At 72.1% G+C, this 26,335-nt stretch carries 17 protein-coding genes; 10 read left to right on the top strand and 7 right to left on the bottom strand.

What is annotated here, in order from left to right; genetic code table 11:
* Positions 1 to 171: 171 nt before the first annotated feature.
* Positions 172 to 4,356, bottom strand: a complete 4,185-nt coding sequence (locus FLL47_RS10630) for a S8 family serine peptidase (protein ID WP_186315646.1) — start codon at positions 4,354 to 4,356, stop codon at positions 172 to 174.
* Between the two features lie 91 nt (positions 4,357 to 4,447).
* Here FLL47_RS10630 and FLL47_RS10625 point away from each other — a divergent pair, with 91 nt between their 5' ends.
* Positions 4,448 to 5,395, top strand: a complete 948-nt coding sequence (locus tag FLL47_RS10625; RefSeq protein WP_246157780.1) for a helix-turn-helix domain-containing protein — start codon at positions 4,448 to 4,450, stop codon at positions 5,393 to 5,395.
* Between the two features lie 80 nt (positions 5,396 to 5,475).
* Here the strand turns inward: FLL47_RS10625 and FLL47_RS10620 are convergent, their stop codons facing one another.
* Positions 5,476 to 6,369: an NAD-dependent epimerase/dehydratase family protein gene (locus tag FLL47_RS10620; RefSeq protein WP_144120305.1), complete on the bottom strand. Its 894-nt coding sequence runs from the start codon at positions 6,367 to 6,369 to the stop codon at positions 5,476 to 5,478.
* 218 nt (positions 6,370 to 6,587) lie between these two features.
* Between FLL47_RS10620 and FLL47_RS10615 the strand changes: the two genes are divergently transcribed.
* Entirely contained in the window at positions 6,588 to 7,790 is a 1,203-nt protein-coding gene (locus tag FLL47_RS10615; RefSeq protein ID WP_144120304.1) for an MFS transporter, read from the top strand.
* A gap of 147 nt (positions 7,791 to 7,937) precedes the next feature.
* Here FLL47_RS10615 and FLL47_RS10610 read toward each other — a convergent pair whose 3' ends face one another.
* Positions 7,938 to 9,071: a hypothetical protein gene (locus tag FLL47_RS10610; RefSeq protein ID WP_144120303.1), complete on the bottom strand. Its 1,134-nt coding sequence runs from the start codon at positions 9,069 to 9,071 to the stop codon at positions 7,938 to 7,940.
* A gap of 376 nt (positions 9,072 to 9,447) precedes the next feature.
* Here FLL47_RS10610 and FLL47_RS10605 point away from each other — a divergent pair, with 376 nt between their 5' ends.
* The gene (locus FLL47_RS10605; protein ID WP_144120302.1) at positions 9,448 to 9,906 is read left to right on the top strand and encodes a hypothetical protein; all 459 of its coding nucleotides are present in this window, start codon (positions 9,448 to 9,450) and stop codon (positions 9,904 to 9,906) included.
* Positions 9,907 to 9,980: 74 nt separating this feature from the next.
* Here the strand turns inward: FLL47_RS10605 and FLL47_RS10600 are convergent, their stop codons facing one another.
* Genes FLL47_RS10600 through FLL47_RS10590 form a run of 3 tightly spaced genes read right to left on the bottom strand, consistent with a single transcriptional unit; the run spans position 9,981 to position 13,948 of the window.
* The gene (locus FLL47_RS10600) at positions 9,981 to 11,234 is read right to left on the bottom strand and encodes an amidohydrolase/deacetylase family metallohydrolase (protein ID WP_144120301.1); all 1,254 of its coding nucleotides are present in this window, start codon (positions 11,232 to 11,234) and stop codon (positions 9,981 to 9,983) included.
* 51 nt (positions 11,235 to 11,285) lie between these two features.
* Positions 11,286 to 12,188, bottom strand: a complete 903-nt coding sequence (locus FLL47_RS10595) for an HAD family hydrolase (protein WP_144120300.1) — start codon at positions 12,186 to 12,188, stop codon at positions 11,286 to 11,288.
* Entirely contained in the window at positions 12,188 to 13,948 is a 1,761-nt protein-coding gene (locus tag FLL47_RS10590; RefSeq protein WP_246157776.1) for an arylsulfatase, read from the bottom strand. Before FLL47_RS10590 ends, FLL47_RS10595 begins: the two co-directional genes overlap by 1 nt.
* 296 nt (positions 13,949 to 14,244) lie before the next feature.
* On the opposite strand from FLL47_RS10590, the gene FLL47_RS10585 reads away from it, so the two are divergent.
* From FLL47_RS10585 to FLL47_RS10565, 5 genes are all read left to right on the top strand, one after another.
* Positions 14,245 to 14,952, top strand: coding sequence for a ZIP family metal transporter (locus tag FLL47_RS10585; RefSeq protein ID WP_144120299.1), 708 nt, complete (start codon positions 14,245 to 14,247; stop codon positions 14,950 to 14,952).
* Positions 14,953 to 15,114: 162 nt separating this feature from the next.
* Positions 15,115 to 15,903 carry an HdeD family acid-resistance protein gene (locus FLL47_RS10580; protein ID WP_144120298.1) on the top strand — a complete coding sequence of 263 codons (789 nt, stop codon included), beginning with the start codon at positions 15,115 to 15,117 and terminating at the stop codon, positions 15,901 to 15,903.
* 68 nt (positions 15,904 to 15,971) lie between these two features.
* A complete protein-coding gene (locus FLL47_RS10575; RefSeq protein WP_144120528.1) occupies positions 15,972 to 16,883 on the top strand; it encodes a formylglycine-generating enzyme family protein in 912 nt (303 codons plus the stop codon).
* Positions 16,884 to 17,079: 196 nt separating this feature from the next.
* Complete coding sequence (locus FLL47_RS10570) at positions 17,080 to 18,333, top strand: hypothetical protein (RefSeq protein WP_144120297.1); 1,254 nt, start codon at positions 17,080 to 17,082, stop codon at positions 18,331 to 18,333.
* Positions 18,334 to 18,437: 104 nt separating this feature from the next.
* Positions 18,438 to 19,766 carry an ATP-dependent 6-phosphofructokinase gene (locus tag FLL47_RS10565; RefSeq protein ID WP_144120296.1) on the top strand — a complete coding sequence of 443 codons (1,329 nt, stop codon included), beginning with the start codon at positions 18,438 to 18,440 and terminating at the stop codon, positions 19,764 to 19,766.
* 110 nt (positions 19,767 to 19,876) lie between these two features.
* Here the strand turns inward: FLL47_RS10565 and FLL47_RS10560 are convergent, their stop codons facing one another.
* Positions 19,877 to 22,468 carry an MGH1-like glycoside hydrolase domain-containing protein gene (locus FLL47_RS10560; protein ID WP_144120527.1) on the bottom strand — a complete coding sequence of 864 codons (2,592 nt, stop codon included), beginning with the start codon at positions 22,466 to 22,468 and terminating at the stop codon, positions 19,877 to 19,879.
* A 320-nt stretch (positions 22,469 to 22,788) separates the two neighbouring features.
* Here FLL47_RS10560 and FLL47_RS10555 point away from each other — a divergent pair, with 320 nt between their 5' ends.
* Complete coding sequence (locus tag FLL47_RS10555) at positions 22,789 to 24,756, top strand: amylo-alpha-1,6-glucosidase (RefSeq protein ID WP_144120295.1); 1,968 nt, start codon at positions 22,789 to 22,791, stop codon at positions 24,754 to 24,756.
* A gap of 141 nt (positions 24,757 to 24,897) precedes the next feature.
* Positions 24,898 to 26,238, top strand: a complete 1,341-nt coding sequence (locus FLL47_RS10550; protein WP_144120294.1) for a glycosyltransferase family 4 protein — start codon at positions 24,898 to 24,900, stop codon at positions 26,236 to 26,238.
* Positions 26,239 to 26,335: the final 97 nt, after the last annotated feature.

Raw genomic sequence — 26,335 nt, 5'->3', positions numbered from 1 at the left:
AGGCGGGCTCGCTGCCCGAGCGGCTGAGGCGCGCTGCGGCTGCTCGTTTCCGGACGCATGAGCGTCCCGAAACGAGCAGCCGCGGGCGAGATGTGGTGCCGACACGGCAACGGTGTCAGGAAGGGCATCTTCTGCATCGCTGAGCGATGCAGAAGATGCCCTTCCTTTCTCCTAGCGGAGGGGGATGCGGTGGACGCCGCCGCGGAGGGTGCCGGCGAACAGCCAGCGGCCGTCGGGGCTCACCGCGAGGGTGGTCACGTCCAGGTTCTGCAGGCCGGACGAGATGTTGTGCCAGGTCCGGCCGCCGTCGACGCTGCGGAGCACACCGCGGCCGCCCTTGGCCAGGCCGTACGCCGACCAGGTGGTGGTGGCCGCGTAGAGGGTGTCGCCGTTGGCGGCGAAGTCGGACACCATCAGGCCCAGCGGGCCGGTGTCGGCGGTGCGGAAGGTCCGGCCGCCGTCGGTGCTGGTCCGGATGGTCTCGCCGCCGACCACCAGCCGCTTGCCGTCGACCCGCAGGGCGGTGACCTGGCCGTCGGCGACCTTGGTGAGGTTGACGCCGCCGTCGTCGGAGCGGTAGAGGCCGCTGTTCATGCCCAGCCACAGCCGCTTCGCGTTCGCCGGGTCGCCGGCCAGCGCGTTGACCCGCTCGTCCAGGTAGAGGTTCTTCCAGGTGCGGCCGCCGTCGAGGGTGACGGTCAGGCCCTGGCCGGTGAGCCGTTCGAAGCCGGCGTACACGTGGCCGTCGTCCGCGGGGTGGATCAGCAGCGCGGTCGGCTTCTCGGTGCCCGTGAAGACCTCGGTCCAGCTCTGCCCGCCGTCGTCGCTGCGGCCGAACATGAACTGGTCGCCCCAGGCGGCCCGGCGGATCTTCCAGGCCGTCTTCGGGTCGGTCGGGGACACGGCGAGGAACTCCGCGCCCTCACCGATCCAGCCCTCGCCGATCGCCGCGCCCCATTCCGGGCCCGCCGCGGGCGACGCCGTGCGGTAGAGGCCGTTCTCGGTGCCCGCCAGCAGGTCGCCGCCGACCATCGCGAGGTCGTACACCGTGGTGCCCTGCACGCCGAGACGGCGGTAACCGCCCTGCTCGGACGTGTAGAGACCGGCCGAGGTGGCCGTGGTGGCCGTGCCGTCGGCCCAGCGGTCGTAGTCGGTGACGAGCGCGTCGCGCGCCGGTAGCGGCACCGACTCCCAGGTGCGGCCGTGGTCGCGGCCGACCAGGCCCTCGCCGGACAGGGTCGCCACGTACAGGTCGCCGCCCGAGGTGCGCATCGTGTGCAGGCCGGACTCGCGGCTGTACAGCGTGGACCAGTTCTTGCCGCCGTCGTGCGAGCCGACCACACCCTCGCCCCACACCGACGCCGCGACGACGCCCTCGTCGGCGACCAGGCCCGCGAGGTACTTCGACGCGCTGTCGTACACCTGCACGGCGGTGCCGGGCGTGCCGGACGTGACGCCGGGCAGCTGCCACACCCCGTCGTGGGTGCTCAGGTAGAGGTCCTCGCCGCCGATCGCCGCGTACGCGATCTCACCCGGCAGGCCGGTCTGCTGCGGCGTCCAGGTGTCGCCGCCGTCGAGGCTGGTCAGCAGCGTGCCGCTGACGACCGCCACCAGCACCCGGGTCTGCGCGTCGGCGAGCAGCGCGTCGACCCAGCCGCTCGGGACGGGCAGCGTCTGCCAGGTGCGGCCCCGGTCGACGGTGCGCAGGATCCTCCCGCCGGTCTGCGGGTCGTTGACGGCGTACCACCAGCGCGACGCGTTCTTCGCGTCGAGCACGGGCGTGGCGATCCCGGCGGACCCGGCGACCGGGAGCCGGTTGAGCTGGCTCCAGCTCGTGCCGTGGTCCGTGGTGAGCCAGGGCCCCGCCTTGTAGTCGGTGGTCATGACGCCCAGCGCTCCGTCGGCCGGGGTGACGGCGAGCTGGCCGCCCGTGCCGTTCGGCCCGACCGGCTCCCATCTGTTGCGGCGCACGTCCTCGGGGATGACCTCGAAGCTGCTCGACCCGATCAGGCGCTGCCCGGTGACGGCCGTGCCGCGCACGCTCACCCCGTACGCACCGGGGTGCTCGCCGGTGAGGTCGGCGGTGTACACGTTGTCGTACTGGTGCGTCGCGGTGACCGTGTAGGACCGGCCGTGCGGCGGGTCGACGGTGACGACCGGCGCGGCGGCCAGCCCGGTCGGCGCACCGATCCACACGGTGCTGTGCCCGTCACTGGGGTCGGGCGTGGCGGCCACGACCAGCGGGCGTACGACCAGCAGGTACGGCACCCGGGCGACCTGGCCCGCGCCGCCGTCGGCGGTGATCACACCGGAGATCTCGGTGTCCCCGGCGGGACGCTCGGCCCGCAGCGTGACGGTCACCTTCGCGGTCCGTCCGGCCGGGACGGTGACCCGGTCCGGCTGCACGCTGACCGCCTTGCCGTCGGCGCGCAGGCGGACGGTGCTCGCGCGGGTGCCGGAGTTGTGCAGGGTCACGGTCGCGCTGCCGCCCACGGTCGGGCCGCCCAGGTCGGCGAGGCCGAACGAGACGGACGCCGGGTTCGCGGTGAGCGTGGTGCGGGCCGCGGCGGCCACGTCGAGCCGGCCGGAGCCGTACGCGGTCGGCGTGCCGCCCACCGGCTTGGCCGAACCGACCAGCGTCGCCAGCACGTCCGCGGGGGCCTGGCCCGGGTGCAGCTGGCGCAGCAGCGCCGCCGCGCCGGCCACGTGCGGGGCCGCCATCGAGGTGCCGGACATCAGGTACTGCCCTGGCCCGAACAACGCGGTCGGCACCGTCGAGCGGATGAGCACACCAGGCGCGACCAGGTCAGGCTTGAGCCCGAAGCGCAGCGAGGGCCCGCGCGAGGAGAACGCGGCGATCCGGTCGGTGACGTCCTCGCCCTTCAGCGTGACGTCGACCGGCCCGGCGGCCAGCCGGGTGCTGAGCTCCGCGAACTGCGTGCCGTCCATGCCGAGCACGACCAGCTTGTCCATCCGGTACAGATCGCCGGAGGCCTGCGTGCTCACGAGGCCCTTGGGCAGGCCATGCACGCTGTTGGACGGCACGACCGGGACGGTGCCGTCGGCGGCGGCCACCACGGGACCGGAGTCGGCCTGGCCGGAGATCACCGCGAGCGCGCCGCGGCGTTCCAGCTCCTTGGCCAGGTCCAGCTCCCACTGCGACAGGTGGTCGAGCACCGGCGCGGCGTAGCCGCTGATGCGCACGACCTTGCCGCGCAGGTCGCCTGCCGCGTCCAGCTCCTCCGTGCTGCCGTAGCCCGCGTCGACCAGCCGCCCCGTGACCGGCTTGGCGGCCGGGTTCGCCGACAGCACGCCGCGGTACGTCTGCAGACGCAGCCCGCCGACATACGCGGTGGGCAGCACCATGTTGCTGGTGGACGCGCCCACGGCGATGACGCCGTCCGCGACGGCCGGGGTGCCGACCGTGTCGCGGCCAGGCCCGCTGTTGCCTGCCGCGGCCACCACCACGACCCCGGCCCGGGTCGCCGCGGTCGCGGCCATGCCCAGCGGGTCGAGGCCGTCGCCGTAACCGCCGAGGCTCATGTTGATGACGTCGGCCCGGTGCGGGTTGGCCGGGTCGGCGGCCGCTTCGATGCTCGCGACGATGTCCGAGGTGTAGCCCTCGCCCCACTCGTTCATCGCCTTGTACGCCAGCAGATTCGCCTCCGGCGCGACTCCGGTGACGCCGCCCGCCGCGGCCGCCTTGCCCGCGATGATGCCCGCGACGTGGGTGCCGTGGCCGTTGTCGTCCATCGGGTCGGCGTCGCCGTTGACGAAGTCGTACCCGCCGACGACCTTGAACCCGTCGCCCATCCCGCCGCCGAGGTCGGGGTGGCTGTAGTCGACGCCGCTGTCGATGACGGCGACGGTCACGCCCTTGCCCTTGGCCGGGGTCCCCGTGGCGTCCTCGCGCTGCCAGACCTCGGTCGCGCCGACGAGCGGCACGCTCACGTCGGTGAACGCCCGCACCGGCTGGTCCGGCACGACGGCGAGCACGCCGGGCAGCGCGGACAGCCGCGCCACGTCGTCGGCGGGAACGGTGGCGGCGATCGCGTTGACGAGCAGGCCCAGCGGCCGCTCGCGGGTCAGCCGCAGGCCCTTGCCGCGTGCGCCGTCGAGGAAGGCGCGCTGGCGGTCCTGGACCGCCTTGCGCGCGCCGGTGATCTGAGCCGCGCCCGCGGCGTCACGCAGCGCGCCGGCCGGCGCGGACGCCACCGCCGCGTCCCCGGCCAGCAGCACGATGACCCGCCGCTGCGGCGCTGGAGTGGCGGCGTCGGCCGGGGACCATACCGAGAGTGTCCCGGCGACGACCACGGCCGACAGTCCGGCCGCGAGGAAACGAGGGGGGAGCTTCATAGGTAAGCGGTCTAACGGTCTTTGCCTGGCCGGCGCAATGATCTCTGCTGGCCCGTTGCTGCCGGTGGCACAGTTAGGCCAAGATCTGCCCATGCCCTCCGACCTGACTCCCGCCGGTGTCGACCCCTTCGACGAGGCCGTCTACCGCGCCATCCTGGTCCGCCGCACCGCCTCCCCGGCCGACCTGACCGAGGAGCTCGGCTGCTCGTCCGAGCGGGTCGCCCGCGCGCTGGACCGGCTGCGCGACCACGGGCTGGTCGGGCGGCTGGCCGGCAACCGCCGCCGGTATGCCGCGATCGAGCCGCAGGCGGCCGTCGCCGCGCTGATCCGTGCCCGGTCCGCGGAACTGGACCACGTGCAGGCCGCCGCCGCGCAGCTGGCGATGCTGTTCGCCGCGGCGCACTCCGGCAGCGGCGAGGAGATCGAGATCGTCACCGGCAGCGAGGCGCTGGGCCGGTGGTTCGTGCAGATCCAGCAGGAGGCCCGCGAGGAGGTCATCACGCTCGACCGACCGCCGTACGCGCTGACCACCTCGAACCCGATCGAGCAGACCGGTATCGCCCGCGGCGTGCAGTACCGGGCGGTGTACGCGCCCGAGGCCCTGGAGTGGCCCGGCGTCTTCGACGACATCCGCGAGCTGATCAGCCATGGTGAGCAGGCGCGGGTTCTGCCCGGCCTGCGCATCAAGCTGGCGATCGCCGACCGGCGCATCGCGCTGATGCCGCTGTCGCTGGACCTGTCCGAGGTGCGGGCGGCCGTGATCCGGCCGTCCACGCTGCTCGACGGCCTGATCGACTACTGGGAACTGTGCTGGCGGGCGGCCGTGCCGCTGCTCGCCCCGGCCGAGGACCCGGTGTCCGAGGAGGACCGGGCACTGCTGACGCTGCTGGTCAGCGGGCTGAAGGACGAGGCCGTGGCACGGCAGCTGGACTGGTCGGTGCGCACCATGCGGCGGCGCATCAGCCGACTGTACGAGCTGCTCGGCGCGGCGAACCGCTTCCAGGCCGGCGCCATCGCGGCCCGCCGCGGCTGGGTCTGAGCCCCGCGCCCGCCGCCCCGCTGCCGAAACGAGACTGCGGGCCGCGTCCGCTTGGTGGACACGGCCCGCAGTTCACCGGATCAGGGGCGCGGGTTGTCGCGCACGAAGTCGGCGATGTAGCGGTCCAGCGACACCTTCGGCTCCCAGCCCAGGTCCCGCACCTTCGAGTTGTCGGCGCGGCCGTGGGTGCGCTCGCCGCGCTTGGCCGGGATCATCACGTACTCGGTGCCGAACATCTTCGCGACCTCGGTCAGCTCCCACTCCCGGCCGCAGCCGAGCAGGTAGCCGTCGCCCTTGCCGCCCTCGGCGGCGGCGAGGATGCCGGAGATGATGTCGGAGATGTGGGTGAAGTCGCGGGTCTGGGTGCCGGGGGCGACCACGGTCAGCGGCTCACCGGCCAGGTACTGGCGCTCGAAGATGCCGAGTACGGTCGCGTAGGTGCCGGCGCTGATCTGCCCCGGGCCGTAGGCGTTGTAGAAGTACGTGATCACGTAGTCGAGGCCGTACCACTCGCCGTAGTTCTTGATCAGCTCGACGTTCTTGGCCTTGGTCCAGGCGTACGGGTTGAGGTGCTCGTCCTTGCCCTCGTTGCCGAACTTCGAGCTGGACGCCGAGTAGACCAGCCGCGCGCCCTGCTGGGCGGCGAAGCGGATGACCTCCTTGGTGCCGTGGGCGTTGTACTCCCAGGTGCGGTCGAACTCGTCGAACGACTGCACGATCCGGGCGTACTCCCCCAGGTGGAACACCATCTTCGGGGACTCGAAGCCGTGCTCCGCCCAGATCTTGAAGATGTCCACCGTCGAGCCGTCGAGGTAGCTGACCCGCTCGTCGACGATCTCGTTCTCGTGCAGGCCCGTGAAGTAGTTGTCGACGGACACGATCCGCGCGGTCGGGCGGGTGTCCAGCAGCGCCCGGATGAGGTGTGTGCCCACGAAACCGGCACCACCGGTGACCAGCAGCGTCTCGTTCGACATGATTTTCGGCTCCCGCAGTTCTCGACCGGCACTCGTCAGCTCCCGGCCGGCCACGAGCGGGCACGCCGCTCGAACCCAGGGCCTGGCCAGGGCACTGCGCAGCATACAGCCTCCGGCGCCGGGACGACCGGGCTGCGGGCGGCGCAGGAAGCACATACATTCATGACGTTCGCGCCCAAAGCGGCTTCCCCGGCCCGCGCCCCTCGGAGACGGACCCCATGACCTCGCTACTGCACGACCACGTCCCGCCGCACCGGGCCCGGCTGGCCGTCTGCCTGCTCTTCGGACTCTACGGCGTGATCCTCGGCACCTGGACCGCGCGCATCCCGGCGATCAAGCAGGGCTTGGCGCTCAGCGACGGCGCGCTCAGCCTGGGCCTGCTGGCCTTCGCCGCGGGGGCGATCATCGGCATGCAGGCCGCTGGGCGACTGGTCGACCGGTACGGCACGGGCCGGCTGCTGCTGCCCGTCGTGCTCGCCGACGGTCTGCTGCTGGTCTCCCCCGCGTTCGCGCCGAACCTGACGGTCCTGGCCGGCTGCCTGCTGGCGTTCGGCACCGCGCACGGACTGCTCAACATCGCCATGAACGCTGCCGCCGTCGAGGTGCAGCGGGCCTGGCAGGCGCCGATCATGTCCTCGTTCCACGCCGTGTACAGCATCGGCGGCTTCCTCGGCGCGGCGATGGGCGGGCTGTTCGCGTACGCCGAGCTCGGTGCGACCACCACCTTCCTCGCCGTCGCCGCGGTCGTGGCGGTGACGGCTCCGGTGGCGGCGCGATGGCGGCTCGCCCCGTCGGCCGTCCCGGCGGCGGCGGCGGCGACCGGGCCGGGCGGGGGCGGGCTGCCGGGCGTGACGTTCCTCGGCGTGCTGGTGTTCTGCTGCCTGGTCGGCGAGGGCGCGGCAGCCGACTGGAGCAGCGTCTACCTACGCGACAGCCTGGGCAGCACGCCGGGCTTCGCGGCGGCCGCGTACGCCGCCTTCTCGATCATGATGATGGCCGGGCGGCTGGTCGGCGACCGGCTCACCGCCGCGCTGGGACCGGTGCGGCTGGTGCGCTGCAGCGGAGTGCTCGCCGCGGTTGGCCTCGGGACGGCGCTGCTGGTCGGGCACCCGGTCGCCGGGGTGGCCGGGTTCGGCCTGCTCGGCGCGGGGCTGGCCTGCATCGCGCCGCAGGTGTTCTCCGCCGCCGGCAGCCAGGATCCGGCGCGGGCGGGTCAGGCCATCGCCCGGGTCGCCAGCATGGGCTTCCTCGGGTTCGTCGTCGGTCCGCTGGTGATCGGCGCGCTCGCGGAAGTGGTCGAGCTGCCCGCGGCGCTGGCGGTGCCCGCCGTGCTGGCGCTGTTCGTCGCGGGTGCGGCGACGGCGCTGCGCCCGCGTCCCGTGTCCACGGCCGCGCCCGAGCCCGAGCCCGCGACGACCTGACCCCTTCCGGGCCGAAACCGCGGCTGCCGGAACCTCGGGCGGCACGGGCTGTACCACCCGCTCCGGGCCGCTCCCGCGCAGGCAGCGGGGCCGAAGCGTTAACAAGGTGCCCTTCCTCTACGCAGAGCGATGGGAAGGTGCCCTTCCTTACTTGCGGAGGGTGGAGGACTTGACGGTGGGGTTGCGGGCGCCGAGGAAGAAGATGCCGGGAAAGCCCTGGGTCTCGAAGCCGTCGCTCGGGTTGCGCTGGAGGGTGGAGCTCTCGATGGCCATGGTGCCGGTGCGGTCGTTGCTGACGAAGAAGACCGCGCCACCGCCTTCCTCGGCATGGTTGTCCGTGACGATCGAACCGGCGATGCGCAGCGTGAACAGGTTGCCGTCGAGGTAGATCGCCCCGCCGCTGCCACCGCCGGGTTTGCCGGCGCGGGCCGGGTTGGCGCCGCTGCCGATGGCGCTGTTGTGGGTGAGCACGCTGTTGAGCACCACCCAGGAGACGCCGATGCTGCTCAGCGCACCGCCGTTGGAGCAGCGGCCGCCCAGGCCCTTGCCGCCGCCGAAGGTGCTGCTGACGACGTACACCGGCAGGCCCTTGGACTGGCTGAGCACCCGGATCGCCGCCCCGCCGAGGTCCGGGCCGGTGCTGTCGCAGCGGTTGCGGATGAAACGCGAGTTGACCACCTTGAACCGCCCACCGCGTACGAAGATCGCCCCGCCCCCGCCGCCCTCGGCGGTCTCACCGGTCGAGTTGCCGTCGGCGAACGTCAGGTTCTGCACCGTGAGCTGCGGGTGGTCCTGGTCCTGGCAGTGCGAGGTGGTCCAGCCCTGCGCCCTGTCACACGTGTTCATGTAGAGGATGCGCCGCTTGCCGCCGCCGCTGAGGGTGATCTTCCCGCCGCCGTCGAGCACGATCTTCGGACCGTTGGCGTTCCTCACCTTCGCGGTGGTCGCCATGGTGATGGTCAGCGGGTCCGGCCCGCAGTCGAACGTGATCACCCCGCCCGCCGCGACCGCCGCGACGACCGCCTTGGAGGTGCAGCTCGCGGGGGTGCCGTTACCGATCTTGCGGGTCGGCCGCGCCGTGTCGACGGCCTTGGCCTCGGCAGGCACGGACGCCCGGCCCTTCGGGTTGCCGACCACCACGGCCGGCGGCGCGGACGGCGAGGGGGCCGCGCTCGGGGCCGCCGACGACGACGGCGCAGCGCTCGTCCCGGCCGCAACCCAGTCACCCTGCGGCCCCTCCGGGACCGCCTCCGAACCGCACCCCGCCGGCAGCACCGCCATCACGGCACCGGCAACAACCGCCACACAGGAACGCCAACGCACCGCAGGAGCCTAAGCCCCCGGCCCACTTTCCGCCTCCCGACGCTTCCTGGCCCCGAGCGCCGGCAAGATCCTCAGACGTGCCTGGCAGGTGGGAGAATCTCGGACCGTCTTTCGCCCGGTTGCCGGGCAAGTCGAATGATCATGGCCAGGCGGTCGGTCCTGGTGAGCGGGGGCGCTCAGAAATAGCACCGCGTGATCGGCACGGATGCTACGCGGCCGGGCGGTCCCGCGGGCAGGCTTGGCCGAGTTCGCCCGTACGCGGCCCGCGCGGCAGAAGATGAACGTCTTGGGCCGGCTCTCCCAGCCGGGCCCGCGGCCCCGATTGGAGGACGTCATGCGACGCCTCTCACGCGCAGCCTGCATCCTCTCCACCACCGTCCTCGCCGCACTCGGCTTCAGCGCGGTGCCGGCCGCGGCCGAACCCACGCCGCAGGTCTGCACCAAGACCGCCAAGACGGTCGAAACCGGCCTCAGCGAGTTCGCGAAAGAGCTGTCCAAGGTCACCGCGGCCGCCGACTCGGGCAACATGGCCGCCGCGGACCAGTCCGTCAAGGCCGCGGGCGGCGAGCTGGTCGACCTCGCCGCGAACCTGCGCACCGACGCGGCGACCGCGGACGCCGCGGACGTCAAGGCCACGCTGGGCCAGCTCGCCGACGAGTTCGAGTCCCAGGGCAAGAGCCTCACCGACATGAGCTCGCTGCAGAAGCTCGACGTCACCAAGATCGACGCGCTGTCCGACAAGATGATCGCCATCTGCGGTGCCGCCTCCGGCACCCCGGCCACGCCGCGCTGACCGCAGCACTTGCACGCGAACCCGGTCCGGGCCGCCCGCTCGATCATGAGCCGCGGTCCGGTCCGGGCTGTCGGTCAGGGGCGCGGAAACTGCTCGGCGAGGCCGTCGGGGGTGACCAGGGGTGTCGTGAGCAGGTCGCGGATCAGACGGTCGCGGCGGGTCAGCGCGTCGCGCTGGGCGGGTGTGAGCGGGACCCACGGCGGGGGCGGCGCGGGCAGGCTCGGCGGCAGCAGCCGCCCGGCCAGGTAGGTCGCCTCGTTGCGCAGTCGCAGCGGCGCGCTGCGGAGCTGCCCGTGCACATCGGCCAGCGGGAAGTCGCCCCGTTCCGCGGCGAACACGGCCAGGTCGGCCGGCGCGCCGACGGCGAGGGTGCCGGTGCCGGCGGGCAGTCCCAGGGCACGCGCCGGGGCGCTGGTGGCCGCGGCGACGACCTGCCCGAGCGGCAGGCCGACGGCGAGCAGCTTGGCCATGGTGGTCGGCAGGTCGAAGGCGGGGCCGTACAGCGAGCGCGCGTGCAGGTCGGTGGAGACGACGTGCGGCGGCATGCCCGCGGCCAGCTGCGCCTCCAGCACGTCGTACGCGAAGCCGCCGGAACCGTGGCCGAGGTCGAAGAGCACCCCCGCGTCGTACGCACGGCGCAGCGCCGGGTCCAGACCGCCCCGGCCCATGGCGATGCCGCTGGCGCAGTGCGTGACGATGTCACCCGCCCCGAGCAACGGAAGCAGTTCGGCGATGGTGGGCGGCGCGACTCCCACGTGCACCATGAGCGGCAGCTCGCAGGCCCGGGCGACCGCGACCGCGCGGCGCAGCGGCGCCAGCCCGTGCGTCCCGACGGTGTTGGCGTCGATCCGGGCCTTGACCCCGTGCACCAGGTCCCGGTTCGCGGCGATCGTGTGGATCGCGAGGTCGACGTCGCATGCGGCGAGGTCACGGGACTCGCCGGTGAGCCCGGTCAGGCCGACGGCGGAGATGTTGAGCAGCACGGGCACCCGCACCCGGTAGCCGCGCACCGCGCCGCGCAGGGCGTCCAGCCCGTACGCCCCGGCGGAGCCCGCGTCGACCCAGGTGGTGACGCCGGAGCACCAGGCGACCGGGTCGGGGTGGATGCCCCAGTAGGTCCCGCCGGGGAACACGTGCGTGTGCAGGTCGACCAGGCCGGGCGTGACCAGGCGGCCGCTCGCGTCGACGACCTCGCGGGCGTCCTCGCGGGGCAGGTCCGTGCCGACCGCGGCGATCCGTCCGCCGGTCACCGCCACATCGGCCACGCCGTCGCGCCCGCCGTCCGGATCGATCACACGACCACCGGTCAGCAGCAGGTCGTACGCCATGCCAGGGCTCCTCAGGGTCGGCGCTCCCCGACGACCCTAACCACGGGCCGGTCACGTGGGGAAGATCCCCGACCAGTCGTCGCGCATGGAGACCACCGTCCAACCCAGGCGGCGCCCCGTGTCGGTGATCGGCTCGGTGTCCTTCATGGTCACCGCGACCGAGGCGTACGCGTATTCGCGGTCCGCGTCGTCGTGGTCGATCAGCACGGCCAGGCTGGGCGTGCCGGCGGCGCGGGCGTACTCCAGCATCTCCCTGTCGCCCGCGGAGTTGCCGGCCGCGAAGATCGGTCGGCGGCCCAGCTGGGTCTGGATGTGCTCGACCTTCGCCGGGCCCTCGTTGATCTCGCCCTGCGCCTGCGCGGTGCGCACCAGCGCCGGACCGTCGCCGTGCTCCTCGTAGTGGTATTCGACCAGCGTGCCGACCACGTCGTCGGGGCGCACGCCGTAGAGGTCGCGGCTGATCGCGCGCACGAACTCGGTGCCGCCGCCGGTGACGATGAAGATGTCGAAGCCGTGCCCGCGCAGCGCCTCCAGCAGCTCCAGCATCGGCTGGTAGACCATCTTCGGGTACGGCGCGCCCCGGCCGGGGTGCTTCTCCTGTGCCATGAAGTCACGCACCCGCGCGGCGAACTCGTCGGGCGTCCAGCCCGCGCACAGTTCCAGCAGGGCCAGCGCGATCCGCTGCAGGCCCAGCTCGCCGAGTGCGGCTCGGTCGCCGTCGAGCAGGGCCCGGTACTCGGCCCGCTCGCCGAGGGCGGCGTCGTGCTCGACGGCGGCGTGCAGGGTTCGCACGAGGAAGTCGTACTGGACGTAGCTCGGCTTCTCGCACCACAGCGTGCCGTCGTTGTCGAGCACGGCCACCCGCTGCTCGGCGGGCAGCGCCAGCGACTCGTCGAGGAACGACGTGATCGCGTCGCGCGCGGGGCCCGGCCGCCAGGAGGGCAGGAACGCCATCAGTGACTCCCGATCCCTTCTTTTATCCGCGCCATGACCTGGTCGACCGTGAAGCTGGCCGCGTGCTGGCGGGGCGGGAACCTCTGGAACGTGGCCATGAACTCGCCGACCAGCCGCTGCGCGGCCAGGATCATGTACGCGCGGTCCAGGAACCAGGAGTAGTAGGTGTTGGACGTGACGTCGGCCCGCTCGAACGGGTCGGTGCGCAGGTTGAAGAGCTTGGGTATGCGCAGCGCCGTGAACGGCTCGGACCACACGCGCATCGTGCCCGGGACCCGCTGCTCCATGAAGACCACCTTCCAGTTGTCGAAGCGCAGCGCGGTCAGGTCACCGTCGTCGGAGAAGTAGAAGAACCCCTCGCGCGGGCCATGCGGCTCCTCACCGGTGAGGTAGGGCAGCATGTCGAAACCGTCCAGGTGCACCTGGAAGCGCTTGCCCGCGGCCTCGTGCCCCGCCTCGAGCTTTTCGACGATGTCCGGGTCGCCCGCCGCGGCCAGCAGCGTCGGCAGCAGGTCCAGATGGCTGACGATCTCGTTGGAGACCCGCCCCGGCCGGATGCGTCCGGGCCAGCGCAGCATGGCCGGCACCCGGTAGGCGCCCTCCCAGTTGGAGTTCTTCTCGTTGCGGAAGGGGCTCATGCCCGCGTCCGGCCACGAGTTCATGTGCGGGCCGTTGTCCGTGCTGTACATGACGATCGTGTCGTCGGCGATGCCGAGCTCGTCCAGCAGGTTCAGCAGCTCGCCGACCAGCCGGTCGTGGTCGACCATCACGTCGTGGTAGTCGGACTGCCACGGGCCCGCCCACCCCTTGATCTCCGGCCGCGGGTGCGTCTTGAAGTGCATGTGCGTGGTGTTGAACCAGACGAAGAACGGCGTGTCGGCGGTCGCCTGGCGCTCGATGAAGTCGGCCGCGTGCTCGAACACCTCGTCGTCGATGGTCTCCATGCGCTTGCGGGTCAGCGGGCCGGTGTCCTCGATCTTCTGGCCACCGTCGGGCAGGGCCCAGCAGTGCAGCACCCCGCGCGGCCCGAAGTTGCCCTTGAAGTCCGGGAAGCGCCGCGGATCGGGGTAGTCCTCGTGCTCGGGCTCCTCCTCGGCGTTGAGGTGGTAGAGGTTGCCGAAGAACTCGTCGAACCCGTGCATGGTGGGCAGGAACCGGTCCTTGTCGCCGAAGTGGTTCTTGCCGAACTGGCCGGTCGCATACCCGTGCGGTTTCAGCAGCTCGGCGATGGTGGGGTCCTCGGCGTGCAGGCCGAGGTCGGCACCGGGCAGGCCGACCTTGGACAGGCCGGTGCGGAACACGGACTGCCCGGTCAGGAACGCGGAGCGGCCGGCGGTGCAGCTCTGCTCGCCGTAGTAGTCGGTGAAACGGATGCCCTCGTCGGCGACCCGGTCGATGTTGGGCGTGCGGTAGCCCATCAGCCCGTCGCTGTAGCAGCTCAGGTTGGTGATGCCGATGTCGTCACCCCAGATGACCAGGATGTTGGGCTTGCGGCCCGCGCTCGCGCCGCCTGCCGCGGACCGCGGCGACGACTTGCGCGCCGGGCCGCGGTCGGCCGCGGTACGCGCGGTTGCGCGGGAGGGCGGAGCCTTCTTCGCGGGTACGGGCGCCGCCGCCTTCTTGCCCGGCCCGACCTTGCGTGCGGTCTGCCCACCGGCCGGAGCGGCCTTCGCCGTGGCGCGCGCGGGCGCGCCCTTCGCGGCGGGCGCCTTCGCGGCGGCCTTCGACGCGACGGTCTTCGTCACGGCGGTCTTCGTCACGCTCGCCTTGGTCGGGACGGGCTTGCGGGCCGCCGCCGGTGATGCGGGCGCCTTCTTCCCCGGGGCCTTCTTCGCAGTGGCCTTCTTCGCAGTGGCCTTTGTCGCAGTGGCCTTTGTCGCAGTGGCCTTTGTCGCAGTGGCCTTTGTCGCGGCGGCCTTCTTCACCGTGGACTGCGTTCGGGGCATGTCGCCTCCCAAGGAACGGATACCACGCTCCAGTATTCCGAAGATACGAGTCTTATTTCCGTTATCTCTGGAATGCGTTGATACCGTCGTACGCAGACGATGGAGGTCGCATGGGCGTGTTGGCGGCAGCCGGGTGGGGCGCCCTTGCGGCGTTCTCCCTGGTCGTCGGCGCATGGCTGGCCTACCGACCGCGCCCGGTGCCCACGACGCGGGTCGGCATGGTGATGGGGTTCGGCTCCGGCGCGCTGCTCGCGGCGATCGCGTACGAGCTGGTGCCCACCGGGTTCCAACAGGACGTGCTGCTGTTCACCGCGTTCGGCCTGGGCGCGGTGGTCTTCTTCGGCACGGACGCGGTCGTCGCCGGGCGGCGCACCATGGGCGCTGCTTCGGCGGAACGGTCCCTGGTGATCGGCGCGCTGCTGGACAGCGTGCCGGAATCGCTGGTGCTGGGCATCGGGGTGGCCATGAGCGGCGAGGTGGCGGTGGCCTTTCTGGTCGCGGTGTTCGTGTCCAATCTGCCCGAGGCGCTGGGTGCGACTGCGACCATGCGCGCCCATGGGCACACGAAGGCCCAGGCCTACGGCGTGTGGTGGATCGTCGTGGCGGTGTCGGCGCTGGCCGCGGCTGCGGGCTACCTGCTGTACGAGCTGGTCCCTCGCGCCGACGGTGGTTACGTCGAGGCGTTCGCCGCGGGCGCGGTGCTCACCATGCTCGCCGACTCGATGATCCCGGAGGCCTACCGGCAGGGCGGCAAGGCCACCGGCCTGCTGGCGGTGCTCGGCTTCGCGGTGGCCGGCGCGCTCTCCGCGCTGGAGTAGCCGAATATTCCGACAGATTACGGAAACGCCGCATACCTGCATGAGGCGGTGCATAGTCTGCAACCGGATGGCTCTCACTTCCGGCGGGACGCATGAGCAGGCACGACGAGCGAACAAGCCGCAGTCCTTTCATTCCGCCGACGAGCGCAGCGAGGAGAAGGCATGAGCACCGCATCGCCCAGCCCCAGCACCGGTAAGCCCGGCAAGGCCGCCGGCGCCGCCGCCGCGACCGGCGCCCACGCGGCGAAGGAGACCGAGGGCGTGGCGACCGGCACCGCACGGGCGGCCACCAAGTCCGCGCCCGGCCCGGTCCCACCGGGCACGACGTCGACCGGCGACGTGTTCCGCAGCGCCGGAACGCCGCTGCCCGCGTCCCGCGTGCCGTGGTGGCTGTTCCTCATCACCGGCGTCTGCTGGATCATCGTCTCCTGGTTCGTGCTGGCCCTCAACCAGTCGCCGGTACGCAGCATCGCCACCGTCGCCACACTGGCCGGCATCGTCGTACTGGTCGCCGGCGTGTTCGAGCTGTTCCAGGCGTTCACCGCGCCCGGCTGGCGCTGGCTGCACGCCATCCTCGGCGTGCTGTTCCTGATCACCGGCTTCATCTGCTGGATCAACCCCGGCGGCACGGTGTTCTGGCTGGCCGCGTTCATCGGCTGGTACCTGCTGTTCAAGGGCGCCGCCGACATCGTGCTGGCCTTCCTCACCAAGAAGGAGCACGACGGCTGGTGGCTCGGCCTGGTCGTCGGCATCATCGAGATGCTGCTCGGTTTCTGGGCCGCGGGCCGCTTCACCCGCTCGTTCTTCCTGCTCATCGTGTTCGTCGGCGCGATCTGCCTGGCACGCGGCATCACCGACTTCATCATGGCGTTCCGGATGCGCGACCTGAAGCACAAGGCCGAGCAGGGGCTGGTCGGCCCCGGCAACACCGGCCCGGCGGTCCCCGCGTGAGTGGACCGGTCACCCTGACCCGGCCCGGCCGGGACGGCGAGGCACCAGGCACGCCGCCCCGGCCGGGCATGGTCTGGCTGCCCGGCGGCACGTTCCGGATGGGCTCCGACGCGCACTACCCCGAGGAGGCCCCGGCGCACGCGGCCCGGGTCGGCGGCTTCTGGATCGACCGGCAGCAGGTCACCAACCGGCAGTTCGCCCGGTTCGTCCGGCAGACCGGCCACGTGACCGTCGCCGAGACCGCCCCGGACCCGGCCGACTACCCCGGGGCCGACCCGTCACTGCTGGTCCCGGCGTCGGTGGTGTTCGTCAGACCGCACCGCCGAGTGGACATGCGCGACGTGCGCAACTGGTGGCAACTGCTGCCCGGCGCGGACTGGCGGCACCCGTACGGACCCGGCTCCGACCTGCGCGGCCTCGACGACCATCCGGTCGTCCACGTGGCCTGGGCCGACGTCGCCGCGTACGCGGCCTGGGCAGGCGGCGACCTGCCGACCGAGGCCGAATGGGAGTACGCCGCGTCCGGCGGCGCGACCGACCCCGCCGAGTACGCCTGGGGCGATGAGCTGACCCCGGGCGGCGAACACCTGGCCAACGTGTGGCAGGGCGAGTTCCCGGTGCTCAACCTGGCCGCCGACGGCTACGAGACGACCGCGCCCGTCGGCTCGTTCCCACCGAACGCGTTCGGGCTCCTCGACATGATCGGCAACGTGTGGGAGTGGACGTCCGACTGGTACGGCCCCCACGACACCGCCGGACAGCATGCCTGCTGCGCCCCGGCGAGCCCGCGCGGCGACGCCGAACAGGCCAGCTACGACCCGGCCACGCCCGCCGTGCGCATCCCGCGCCGGGTGATGAAGGGCGGTTCCTACCTCTGCGCGCCCAACTACTGCCGCCGCTACCGCCCCGCCGCCCGGATGCCCCAGGCCGTGGACACCTCGACCTGCCACCTCGGCTTCCGCCTGGTGATCCGCCCCTGACCCGACGCCCTTGACCGCCCGGTTGGCCCGGCCCGGCCGGCCCCGCCTTTGATCGTCCGACTTGCCCGGCACATGTGGGTATGCGCACTCAAGATACGCACATCTGCCGGGCAAGTCGGACGACCTTGGGTGACGGCCGCCGCCGGGCGGGGACCCGGGCTGCGGGCGGACAGGTGTTCCGGGGAGGATTCTCTCCATGTCCGCAGCGCCCTCCGCCGTCCTCGCCCCCGGGGTCCCGGCGACCGCTCCCGGGGATCCCGCGTCGCCGTCGCGCTGGCGCCGCCGGGCCTCGGCGCTGCTCCCGCCGGTGCTGGCATACCTGGTCAGCCACCTGGTCTACACGGTCGCCGGGTTGCTGGTGTCCGAGCCGTTCCTGCCGGTGTCCGGCCGGGTCCGGGCCGACTCGGGGCTCTACGCGCTGGTCGCCTCACGCGGCTACGAGCTGTTCCTGTGCGACGCCGACCCCGACCTGGGCCCGATGTTCGCGCCGGGAGCGTGGTGCGGCACCGCGGGCTGGTTCCCGCTCTACCCCGGTCTGATCCGCGTACTCACCTGGCCCACCGGAATCGGCGAGTACGAAGCCGGCCTGATCATCACCGAGGTCTGCCTGCTGCTGTCGTTCGTGCTGCTGTGGCGCCTGCTGCGGGGCGCGACCCGGCCCGTCGCCACGGCGGTCCTGGCACTGGCGACCCTGCTGCCCGCAGGCGTCTACCTGCACGCCGTGTTCCCGATGGCGCTGGCCGGTGCACTGCTGCTCGGCTGCGTGACCGCCGTCGCGGCCCGCCGATGGGCGCTCGCGGGGCTGGCCGGCGCGCTGGTCGCGGCGGCATACCCGATGGGGGTCGCGGTCGCCGCGATCGGCTTCGGCGCGGTGCTGACCCTGCTCGGCCGCCGTGAACTACGGCCGTGGGCGGCAGTGCGGGCCGCGCTCGCCGTGTGCGGGCTGCCGCTGGCCGGGCTGGGCGCGGTGTTCGGCGTGCACCGGCTGACCGTCGGGCACTGGAACGCGTACCTGATGATCCAGGAGCACTACGGTAACGGCCTGCACAACCCGCTGCACTCGCTGGCCGAGCTGGCGACCGAGCCGTCCGTGATCCCCATCGCCGAGCCGCGGCAGGACCTGCTCTGGGTGCTGCACGTGTTCACCGACGCCGAGCTGTGGTGGTCGCTGGCCCTGGCGCTGCTGGCCGTCGCCGCCGCGGTGATCGCCTCGGGGCGTGGGCGGCTGCGGCCGTTCGACGCCGGGCTCGCGATCTACGCGGTGGCGCTGTTCGTCGGTCCGCTGATCGCCGGGCCGGGCGTGTCCCAGTACCGCTCGCACACCCTGCTGCTGCCCGTGCTGTTGGTGCTGCGGCACCTGCCGGCGCGCCTGCTGTGGCCGTTCGCCGCCGTCGCGGGTGTCATCGCGCTGCCGATGGGCATGCTCTTCTCGACCTGGCTGCTGTTCTGAGCGATGATCCATCTGCCGGACCCGGCGGCGCAGCCGAGTCCTGGTGAAACATTGTCCCGATAGGCTGCTCGCCCCGCCGCGACAGCGACATGTGGAGGACGGCCATGGCTCCGGAGTCCGTTGACCTGACGGTGCGCACGCTCGGCGACTGCCGCATCGAATCGCCGCTGGCGCCGCTGCTGGCCGAGACCGAGAGCACCGAGCACTACGTCGACGAGAACGACCGGGTGCTGTTCGACGACACCGTGAACATGGTCGCCGCACGCAAGGCCAAGCTGGACGCGCTGCCCGGTTTCGAGCCCGGCGGCCCGCGCCGCAAGATATTCTTCCAGCCGTCGAAGACCCGCGTCGGCATCGTCACCTGCGGCGGCCTGTGCCCCGGTCTCAACGACGTCATCCGGGGCCTGGTGCTGGAGCTGACCTCGCACTACGGCGTCACGAAGATCTACGGCTTCCGCAACGGATACCAGGGCTTCATCGCCAAGTACGGCCACCCGCCGATCGACCTGGACGCCGAGGCCGTCAGCGGCGTCAACGAGTACGGCGGCACCATCCTGGGCACCTCGCGGGGCAGCCAGGACCCGTACGAGATCGTCGACTGCCTGGAGTCGATGAGCATCAACGTGCTCTTCGTCATTGGCGGCGACGGCTCCATGCGCGGCGCGCTGACCATCGCCGACGTGGTCAAGGAGCGCGGCCTGAAGATCGCTGTGATCGGCGTGCCGAAGACCATCGACAACGACATCCCGTACATCGACCAGAGCTTCGGCTTCCAGACCGCCTTCTCCAAGGCGACCGAGTCACTGCGCAGCGCCCACGTCGAGGCCCGCGCGGTGCCCAACGGGGTCGGCCTGGTGCAGGTCATGGGCCGCCACTCCGGCTTCATCGCCTGCTACGCGGCACTGGCCAACAACGACGCCGACTACGTGCTCATCCCCGAGGTGCCGTTCGAACTCGACGGCCCCGACGGCTTCCTCGCCCACCTGCGGCGGCGCGTCGCCGAACGCGGGCACGCCGTGGTCGTCGCCGCCGAGGGCGCGGGCCAGGAGTACCTGGAGTCCGACGAGCCCGGCCAGGTCGACAAGTCGGGCAACCGCAAGCTCAAGGACATTGGTATCTACCTGCGCAAACGCATCGCGGAGGACTTCGCGGAGCACGGCATGGAGACCAGCCTCAAGTACATCGACCCGAGCTACGCGATCCGCAGCGTGCCCGCCAACCCGTACGACAGCGTCTACTGCATCCGGCTCGCCCACGCCGCGGTGCACGCGGCGATGGCCGGGCGCACGGCGATGGTGGTCGGCCGCTGGCGCGGCCGTTTCGTGCACGTCCCGATAGCCCTCGCGATCAGCAAGCGCAACCAGGTCGACCCCGCCGGCGACCTCTGGATGTCCGTCCTCGAAACCACCGGCCAACCCCGCCGCTTCGCCTGACCCTGCCCGCGCACCGTCCGCGCACCCCTGCAGTTTCGGGGGAACTGCACGATTCGACAGCTCGGTGGCTGCAGATTCCCCGAAACCGCCGCCACCGGCGCGGGCGGGGGTCAGCGGTGGGTGGGGCGGTTGCGAGTGAGGATGAGGTCGAGGACCAGGGCGGTCCAGCCGCACTGGTGGGTCGCGCCCATGCCCATGCCGTTGTCGCCGTGGAAGAACTCGGGGAACGTGAGGTGGGCGGTCCAGTCCGGATGGTCGCTGAGCAGCGGATGTTTCGGCAGGTAGGGCCGGTTGCCGTTCTTGTCGGGCAGGAACAGGGCGATGAGCCGGTCGGAGAGGTCGTCGGCGATCTGGTCCAGGGTCAGCTTCTGGCCGGACCGGGTCGGATACTCCACCAGCAGGTCGTCGTGGAAGAACCGGGCGTAGTGCCGGATGCCCTCGATGAGCAGGTAGTTCGTCGGGAACCAGATCGGCCCGCGCCAGTTGGAGTTCCCGCCGAACAGCCCGTTCGCCGACTCCGCCGGCTCGTACCCCACGGTGTAGTCGTGCCCGCCGAGCCGGATCGTGTACGGCTTGGCCAGGTGCGCACGCGACAGCGTGCGCAGCCCGTAGTCGGACAGGAACTCCTCGGTGTCCAGCATCCGGCTCAGGATGCGCCGCAGCTGCTCCGGCCCGACCACCGCGAGCAGGCGCTGCTGCTGCCCGCCGTCGGAGATCCGTCGTGACCCGACGACCTCGGTGAACTCGGGCCGGTTGGTCAGGAACCAGCGCAGCCGCGCCGCGATCTCCGGCAGCCGGACCAGCGTCACCGAGCTGAGCGTGGTCGTCGCGCACAGCGGCAGCAGGCCGACGACCGAGCGCACCTTCAGCGGCACCTCCCGCCCGTCGGTGCGCCGCAGCAGGTCGTAGAAGAAGCCGTCCTCGTCGTCCCACAATCCCTGGTGGGAGGCGGCGTTGGCGATGTACGCGAAGTGCTCCAGGAACTTGGTCGCTATGTCGGTCCACACCCGGTCGTGGGTGGCCAGCACCAGCGAGATCTCCAGCAGGTTGAGGGCGTACATCGCCATCCAGGCGGTGCCGTCGGACTGCTCCAGCACACCGGGCACGGGCAGCGACGCCGAGCGGTCGAACGGGCCGACGTTGTCCAGGCCGAGGAAGCCGCCCTCGAACAGGTTGTTGCCGCCGGTGTCCTTGCGGTTGACCCACCAGGTGAAGTTGAGCAGCAGCTTGTGCATGACGCGGGCCAGGAACGCGTAGTCGCGGCCGCCGTCGATCTCGAACACGCGCAGCGCGGCCCAGGCGTGCACGGGCGGGTTGACGTCGCCGAACGCCCACTCGTACGCCGGGATCTGCCCGTTGGGGTGCAGGTACCAGTCCCGCAGCAGGAGCAGGATCTGCTCCTTGGCGAAGTGCGGGTCCACCCGGGCCAGCGCGACGCAGTGGAAGGCCAGGTCCCAGGCGGCGTACCAGGGGTACTCCCACGGGTCCGGCATGGAGATGACGTCGAAGCTGGTCATGTGCCGCCAGGCGCTGTTGCGCCCGAACCGGCGGCCGTCCGGCGGTGCCGGCGAGGCCGGGTCGCCGTCCAGCCAGCGGGCCACGTCGTAGTGGTAGAACTGCTTGCCCCACATCAGCCCGGCGACGGCCTCGCGCACGACCTGCGCCTGCGCGGGCGGGGTGCCCGGCGGGACCAGCCAGCCGAAGTACTGGTCGGCCTCGGTCTTGCGCGCGGCCATGACCTGGTCGTACTCCACACCCAGCGAGGGCACCGGACGCTCCTTGCCGCCCGGCGCGGCGATCTGCGTCAACCGCAGCCGGATCTGCGCCGTCTCGCCCGGCTGCACGGTCAGCACGTAGTGCAGCGCGGCCTTGGTGCCGGTGCGCTCCGGGTTGACCGTCGGCAGCCCGTGCACCACGTGGTCGGCGATGGCGTCCTTCGGGTAGTCGGGTGTCTCCTCGTAGCCCCACAGCCGCGCCGCGTTGGTCTCGTTGTCGCAGGCCAGCGGCTCGGGCACACCGTCGCCCTGGAGCATCAGCCGACCCAGGATGCGGTGCCGAGCCTGCAGCTCGCCGCCGCCGCCGACCCGGTCCGCGACGATCTCCGGCTTGTCGTCACGGCCCGGCAGGCCCCACGACCAGGTGTTGCGGAACCACAGCGTGGGCAGCACGTGCAGGGTCGCCGGGTCCGCGCCCCGGTTGGTCACCGAGACGAGCATGCACATGTCGGTCGGCGAGGCCTTGGCGTAGTCGACGGTGACCACCCAGTAGCGGTCGTCGGCGAAGACGCCGGTGTCGGCCAGCTCGTACTCCGGCTCGGAGCGGTCCAGCTGCCGGTTGACCGCGACCAGCTCGGAGTACGGGAACTCGCGCTGCGGGTAGTGGTAGCGCCACGACATCCACGAGTGCGTCGGCGTGGAGTCGGTGTACCACCAGTACTCCTTGGCGTCCTCGCCGTGGTTGCCCTCGTTGCCGGTCAGCCCGAAGATGCGCTCCTTGAGGATCGGGTCGGCGCCGTTCCACAGGCCGAGGCCGAAGCAGAAGGTCTGCCGCTCGTCGCAGATGCCGGCCAGCCCGTCCTCGTTCCAGCGGAACGCGCGGGAGCGGGCGTGGTCGTGCGGGAAGTACTCCCAGGCCGTGCCGTGCTCGCTGTAGTCCTCGCGCACGGTGCCCCAGGCCCGCTCGGAGAGGTAGGGCCCCCACATCCGCCAGGGCTCCGCCCCGGCGTCCGCATCGGCCAAGCGCCTGCGCTCCGCGTCAGTCACGCGTGCTCCTCGCTACGCTCGTCACCCGCGGGCCCGAGCCCATGGGTCCGCTCGCTGCGCTCGCGCACGTGCTCCTCGCTACGCTCGTCACCCGCGTTGAACCCGTGCCATCCGGTTCGCTCGCTGCGCTCGCTCACACGATCCCCGCTCTGCTCGCCCACCCCGTGATTGTCTCCTGCCTCTGTTACACGTCTGCGTAACTTTGGCGGAGTCGCGCGATCACCATCCCGATTGCCCCGGTTTTTTGGCAGAGTTGCTGCATGCGATTCGGGACGCAGGTAACCGGCGATCTGGCACTCGGCGCGGCGCGGGAGTGGCTGGTGGCCGATGGGCGCGGCGGCTACGCGATGGGCACGGTGAGCGGGCTGCGGACCCGGCGCTACCACGCGCTGCTGGTCGTCGCCGGCGACTCGCCGGCGGCCCGGCACGTGGGCCTGGCCGCGCTCGATCCGGTGGTACGCCTGCCCGGCGGCCGGATCGTGCGGCTGGGCAGCCACGAGTGGGCCGACGGCACGATCGCCCCGCAGGGACACCTCCTGCTGGAGGAGTTCGCCCTGGTCGACGGGCTGCCCCGGTGGCGCTGGCGGATCGGCGCGACGGTGCTGGAGCGCACGCTCGCGATGCGCCACGGCTCCCCGTGCGTGGCGGTCGTGGACCGGCTGGTGAGCGGCGGCCCGGTGGAGCTGTCCCTGGAGGCCCTGTGCACGTGGCGCGACCAGCACGGCGAGCGTCAGGCCGGTGACCTGCCGGTGCACGAGGTCGCCGGGGGCGCGGTCGTCGCCGGCGCGTACCGGCTGCGCGGTCGCCTCTCGCCTGGCGGCCGTCCCGCGTCGGCGCCCGCCGGACCGCCCGACACCCGGCCGTGGGCCGATCGGGCCGCCGACGCCGTCTGGGCTCCCGACGGGACCTGGCTGCTCGGCGTGCACCACCGGATGGAGGCCGCACGCGGCTACGTGCCGAACGAGGATCTGCTGCTGGCGGGCCGGTTCACCGCGACGCTGACCGAGCCGGGCGACGCCTTGGAGGTGACCGCCTGGGCCGGTGACCTGGGCGTCGAGCCGCCACCGGGCGCGACGATCGTGGACGCGGAGCGCGCCCGACGCCGGGCACTGACCGCCGGTGCGGCCGACGCCGACGCCGCGGAGCTGATCCTGGCCGCGGACGCGTTCGTGGTCACCACCGCCACCGGGCCGGACGTGGTGGCGGGTTACCCGTGGTTCGGCGCGTGGTCACGCGACACGATGACCTCGTACGAGGGGCTGTTCCTGGCCACCGGGCGGGCGGAGCAGGGGCGGGCGCTGCTGCGGGCGTACGCGGCGACACTGTCGGAAGGCATGCTGGCCAACACCGCCGACGGCGGCGCGGTCGGCTACAACACCGCGGACGCGACCCTGTGGTTCCTGCACGCGATCGACCGGCACGTGCGCGCGAGCGACGACGACGACCTCGCCGCGGAGCTGGTGCCCGCGCTGGACGAGGTGCTGGCGGCGCACCTGCGCGGCACCCGCTACGGGATCAAGGTGGACGAGAGCGACGGGCTGCTCGTGCAGGGCGCCGACGGTGAGGCGCTGACCTGGATGGACGCCCGCGTCGACGGGATGGGGGTGACCCAGCGCGCGGGCAAGGCCGTCGACATCAACGCACTGTGGTGCAACGGGCTGGCGGCGCTGGCCGCGCTGCGTGACCGGGCCGGGCGGCACAGCGACGACGTGCGGCGGCGGCACGCGGTGACGGAGGCGGCGTTCCGGCGGCGCTTCCCCGCACCGGGCGGGCACCTCTACGACGTGATCGATCCCGACGACGCCGCCCTGCGGCCGAACCAGCTGCTGGCTTACTCGCTGCCGTACGCCCCGATGGAGCCGGACCCGGTGGTGCTGCACCGGATCACCGACGCCCTGCTCACCCCGCTCGGGCCGCGCAGCCTCGACCCGGCCGACCCGGCATACCGGGCGGTGCACGGCGGCCCGCTGCGCGACCGCGACCTCGCCTACCACCAGGGCACGGTGTGGCCGTGGCTGATCGGCCCGCTGGGCGACGCCCGGCGCCGGGCCGGGCTGCCGACCCGCGAGGTGCTGACCGGGCTGCTCGCACATCTGGGTGACTTCGGTCTCGGCTCGGTCAGCGAGACCGCCGACGGCGACGCCCCGCACCGGGCCACCGGCTGCCCGTTCCAGGCGTGGAGCGTGGCCGAGACATGGAGAATTCACGTCACGTCTACCGACCAGTAGCAGAGCGTAACAGACACGAAACACAAGGTCCCCAGCTCGAAATTGGTTTCAGTCAGACTTTGTACAACCCCAAAGGCGTACGCGGCATCGAGTGTCCGGTGCCTGGTTCCGTATGCCCGGGAGTCGCTGCGAGGGGGCCGCATGACCATGAACCTTCCCGTCCCATCGGGTCTGCCGACGGCATCGAAGCCGCTGCGGATCATGATGCTTTCCTGGGAATACCCGCCGGTTGTGGTCGGCGGCCTCGGCCGGCACGTGCATGCGCTGGCCAATTCGCTGGTGATGGCCGGTCACCACGTCACCGTCGTCACCCGGCACGCACCCGGCGCCCCGCTGGAGGAGTACGCTCCCCCGCCGATGCCAGGGCTGCAAGGAGTGCGCATCGTCCGCGCGCCCGAGGACCCGCCGCTGTTCCCGCTCGCCACCCCGACGCTGCTGGCGTGGACGATGGCGTTCAACCACACCCTCACCCGGGCCGCGCTGCGGGCCGCCGAGGCCGACGACTACGACGTGATCCACGGCCACGACTGGCTGGTCACGCACACCGCGGTGACGCTGGCCGAGCACCTGGGCCGCCCCCTGGTCGCCACCATCCACGCCACCGAGGCCGGTCGGCACCAGGGCTGGCTGCCGGAGGACCTGAACAAGAGCATCCACTCCGTCGAGTGGTGGCTCGGCCACCGCGCCTGCCGGGTGCTGGTCTGCTCGGAGTACATGCGCTGGGAGGTCACCCGGCTGCTCAACCTGCCCATCGGCAAGGTCGACGTCATTCCCAACGGCGTCGACGGCCGGGTCTGGAAGGCTCCCGTGCAGGCGGTCCGCGAGGCGCGCTCCCGGTTCGCCGGCGACGGCCCGCTGGTCGGCTTCGCCGGGCGGCTGGTGTACGAGAAGGGCGTGCAGCACCTGGTCGACGCGGTGCCGCAGCTGGCCGACGAGCACCCGGGCTTGCGGGTGGTCATCGCCGGCGACGGCCCCTACCGCGAGCAGCTGGTCGAGGCGACACACGCCCTGAAGATCGAGAAGCAGGTCAGCTTCATCGGCTTCCTGTCCGAGCGCGAGCTGCCCGCCGTGCTCGCGGCGACCGATGCCACCGTGGTGCCCTCGCTGTACGAGCCGTTCGGCATGGTCGCACTGGAGGCCGCCGCGGCCGGCGCGCCGCTGGCCGTCGCCGACACCGGCGGCCTGGCCGAGATCGTCGAACCCGGCGTGACCGGCATGACCTTCCCGCACAGCAACCCCGAGGCCCTCGCCGGCGCCGTGGGCACGCTGCTCGCCGAGCCGGTCAAGGCCAAGCAGATCGCCAAGCGCGCGCTGACCATGGTGTCCAAGCGGTACGGCTGGCAGACCATCGCGGCCAGCACCGTGCAGACCTACCGCAGCGCCATCGCGCAGGAACCCGCCTTCCAGGCCGAACGCCTGGCCGAGCAGACCGGTGGTGAACGCCCTCAGATCATCGTCCCTGACGGAAACCTGCTCCGATGAGCGAGCGGAGCGAGCGAATCATGGGCGCCGTTTGGCTCATCACGACGCCGGAGGCGGCGCGATGAGCGAGCGGAGCGAGCGAATCATGGGCGCCGTT

It is taken from the genome of Catellatospora sichuanensis (genome assembly GCF_007483665.1).
In the GTDB taxonomy this organism is placed as follows: Bacteria; Actinomycetota; Actinomycetes; order Mycobacteriales; family Micromonosporaceae; genus Catellatospora; species Catellatospora sichuanensis.
Note: the sequence above shows the minus strand (reverse complement) of the source record. Positions and strands in the feature narration are given on the sequence as shown.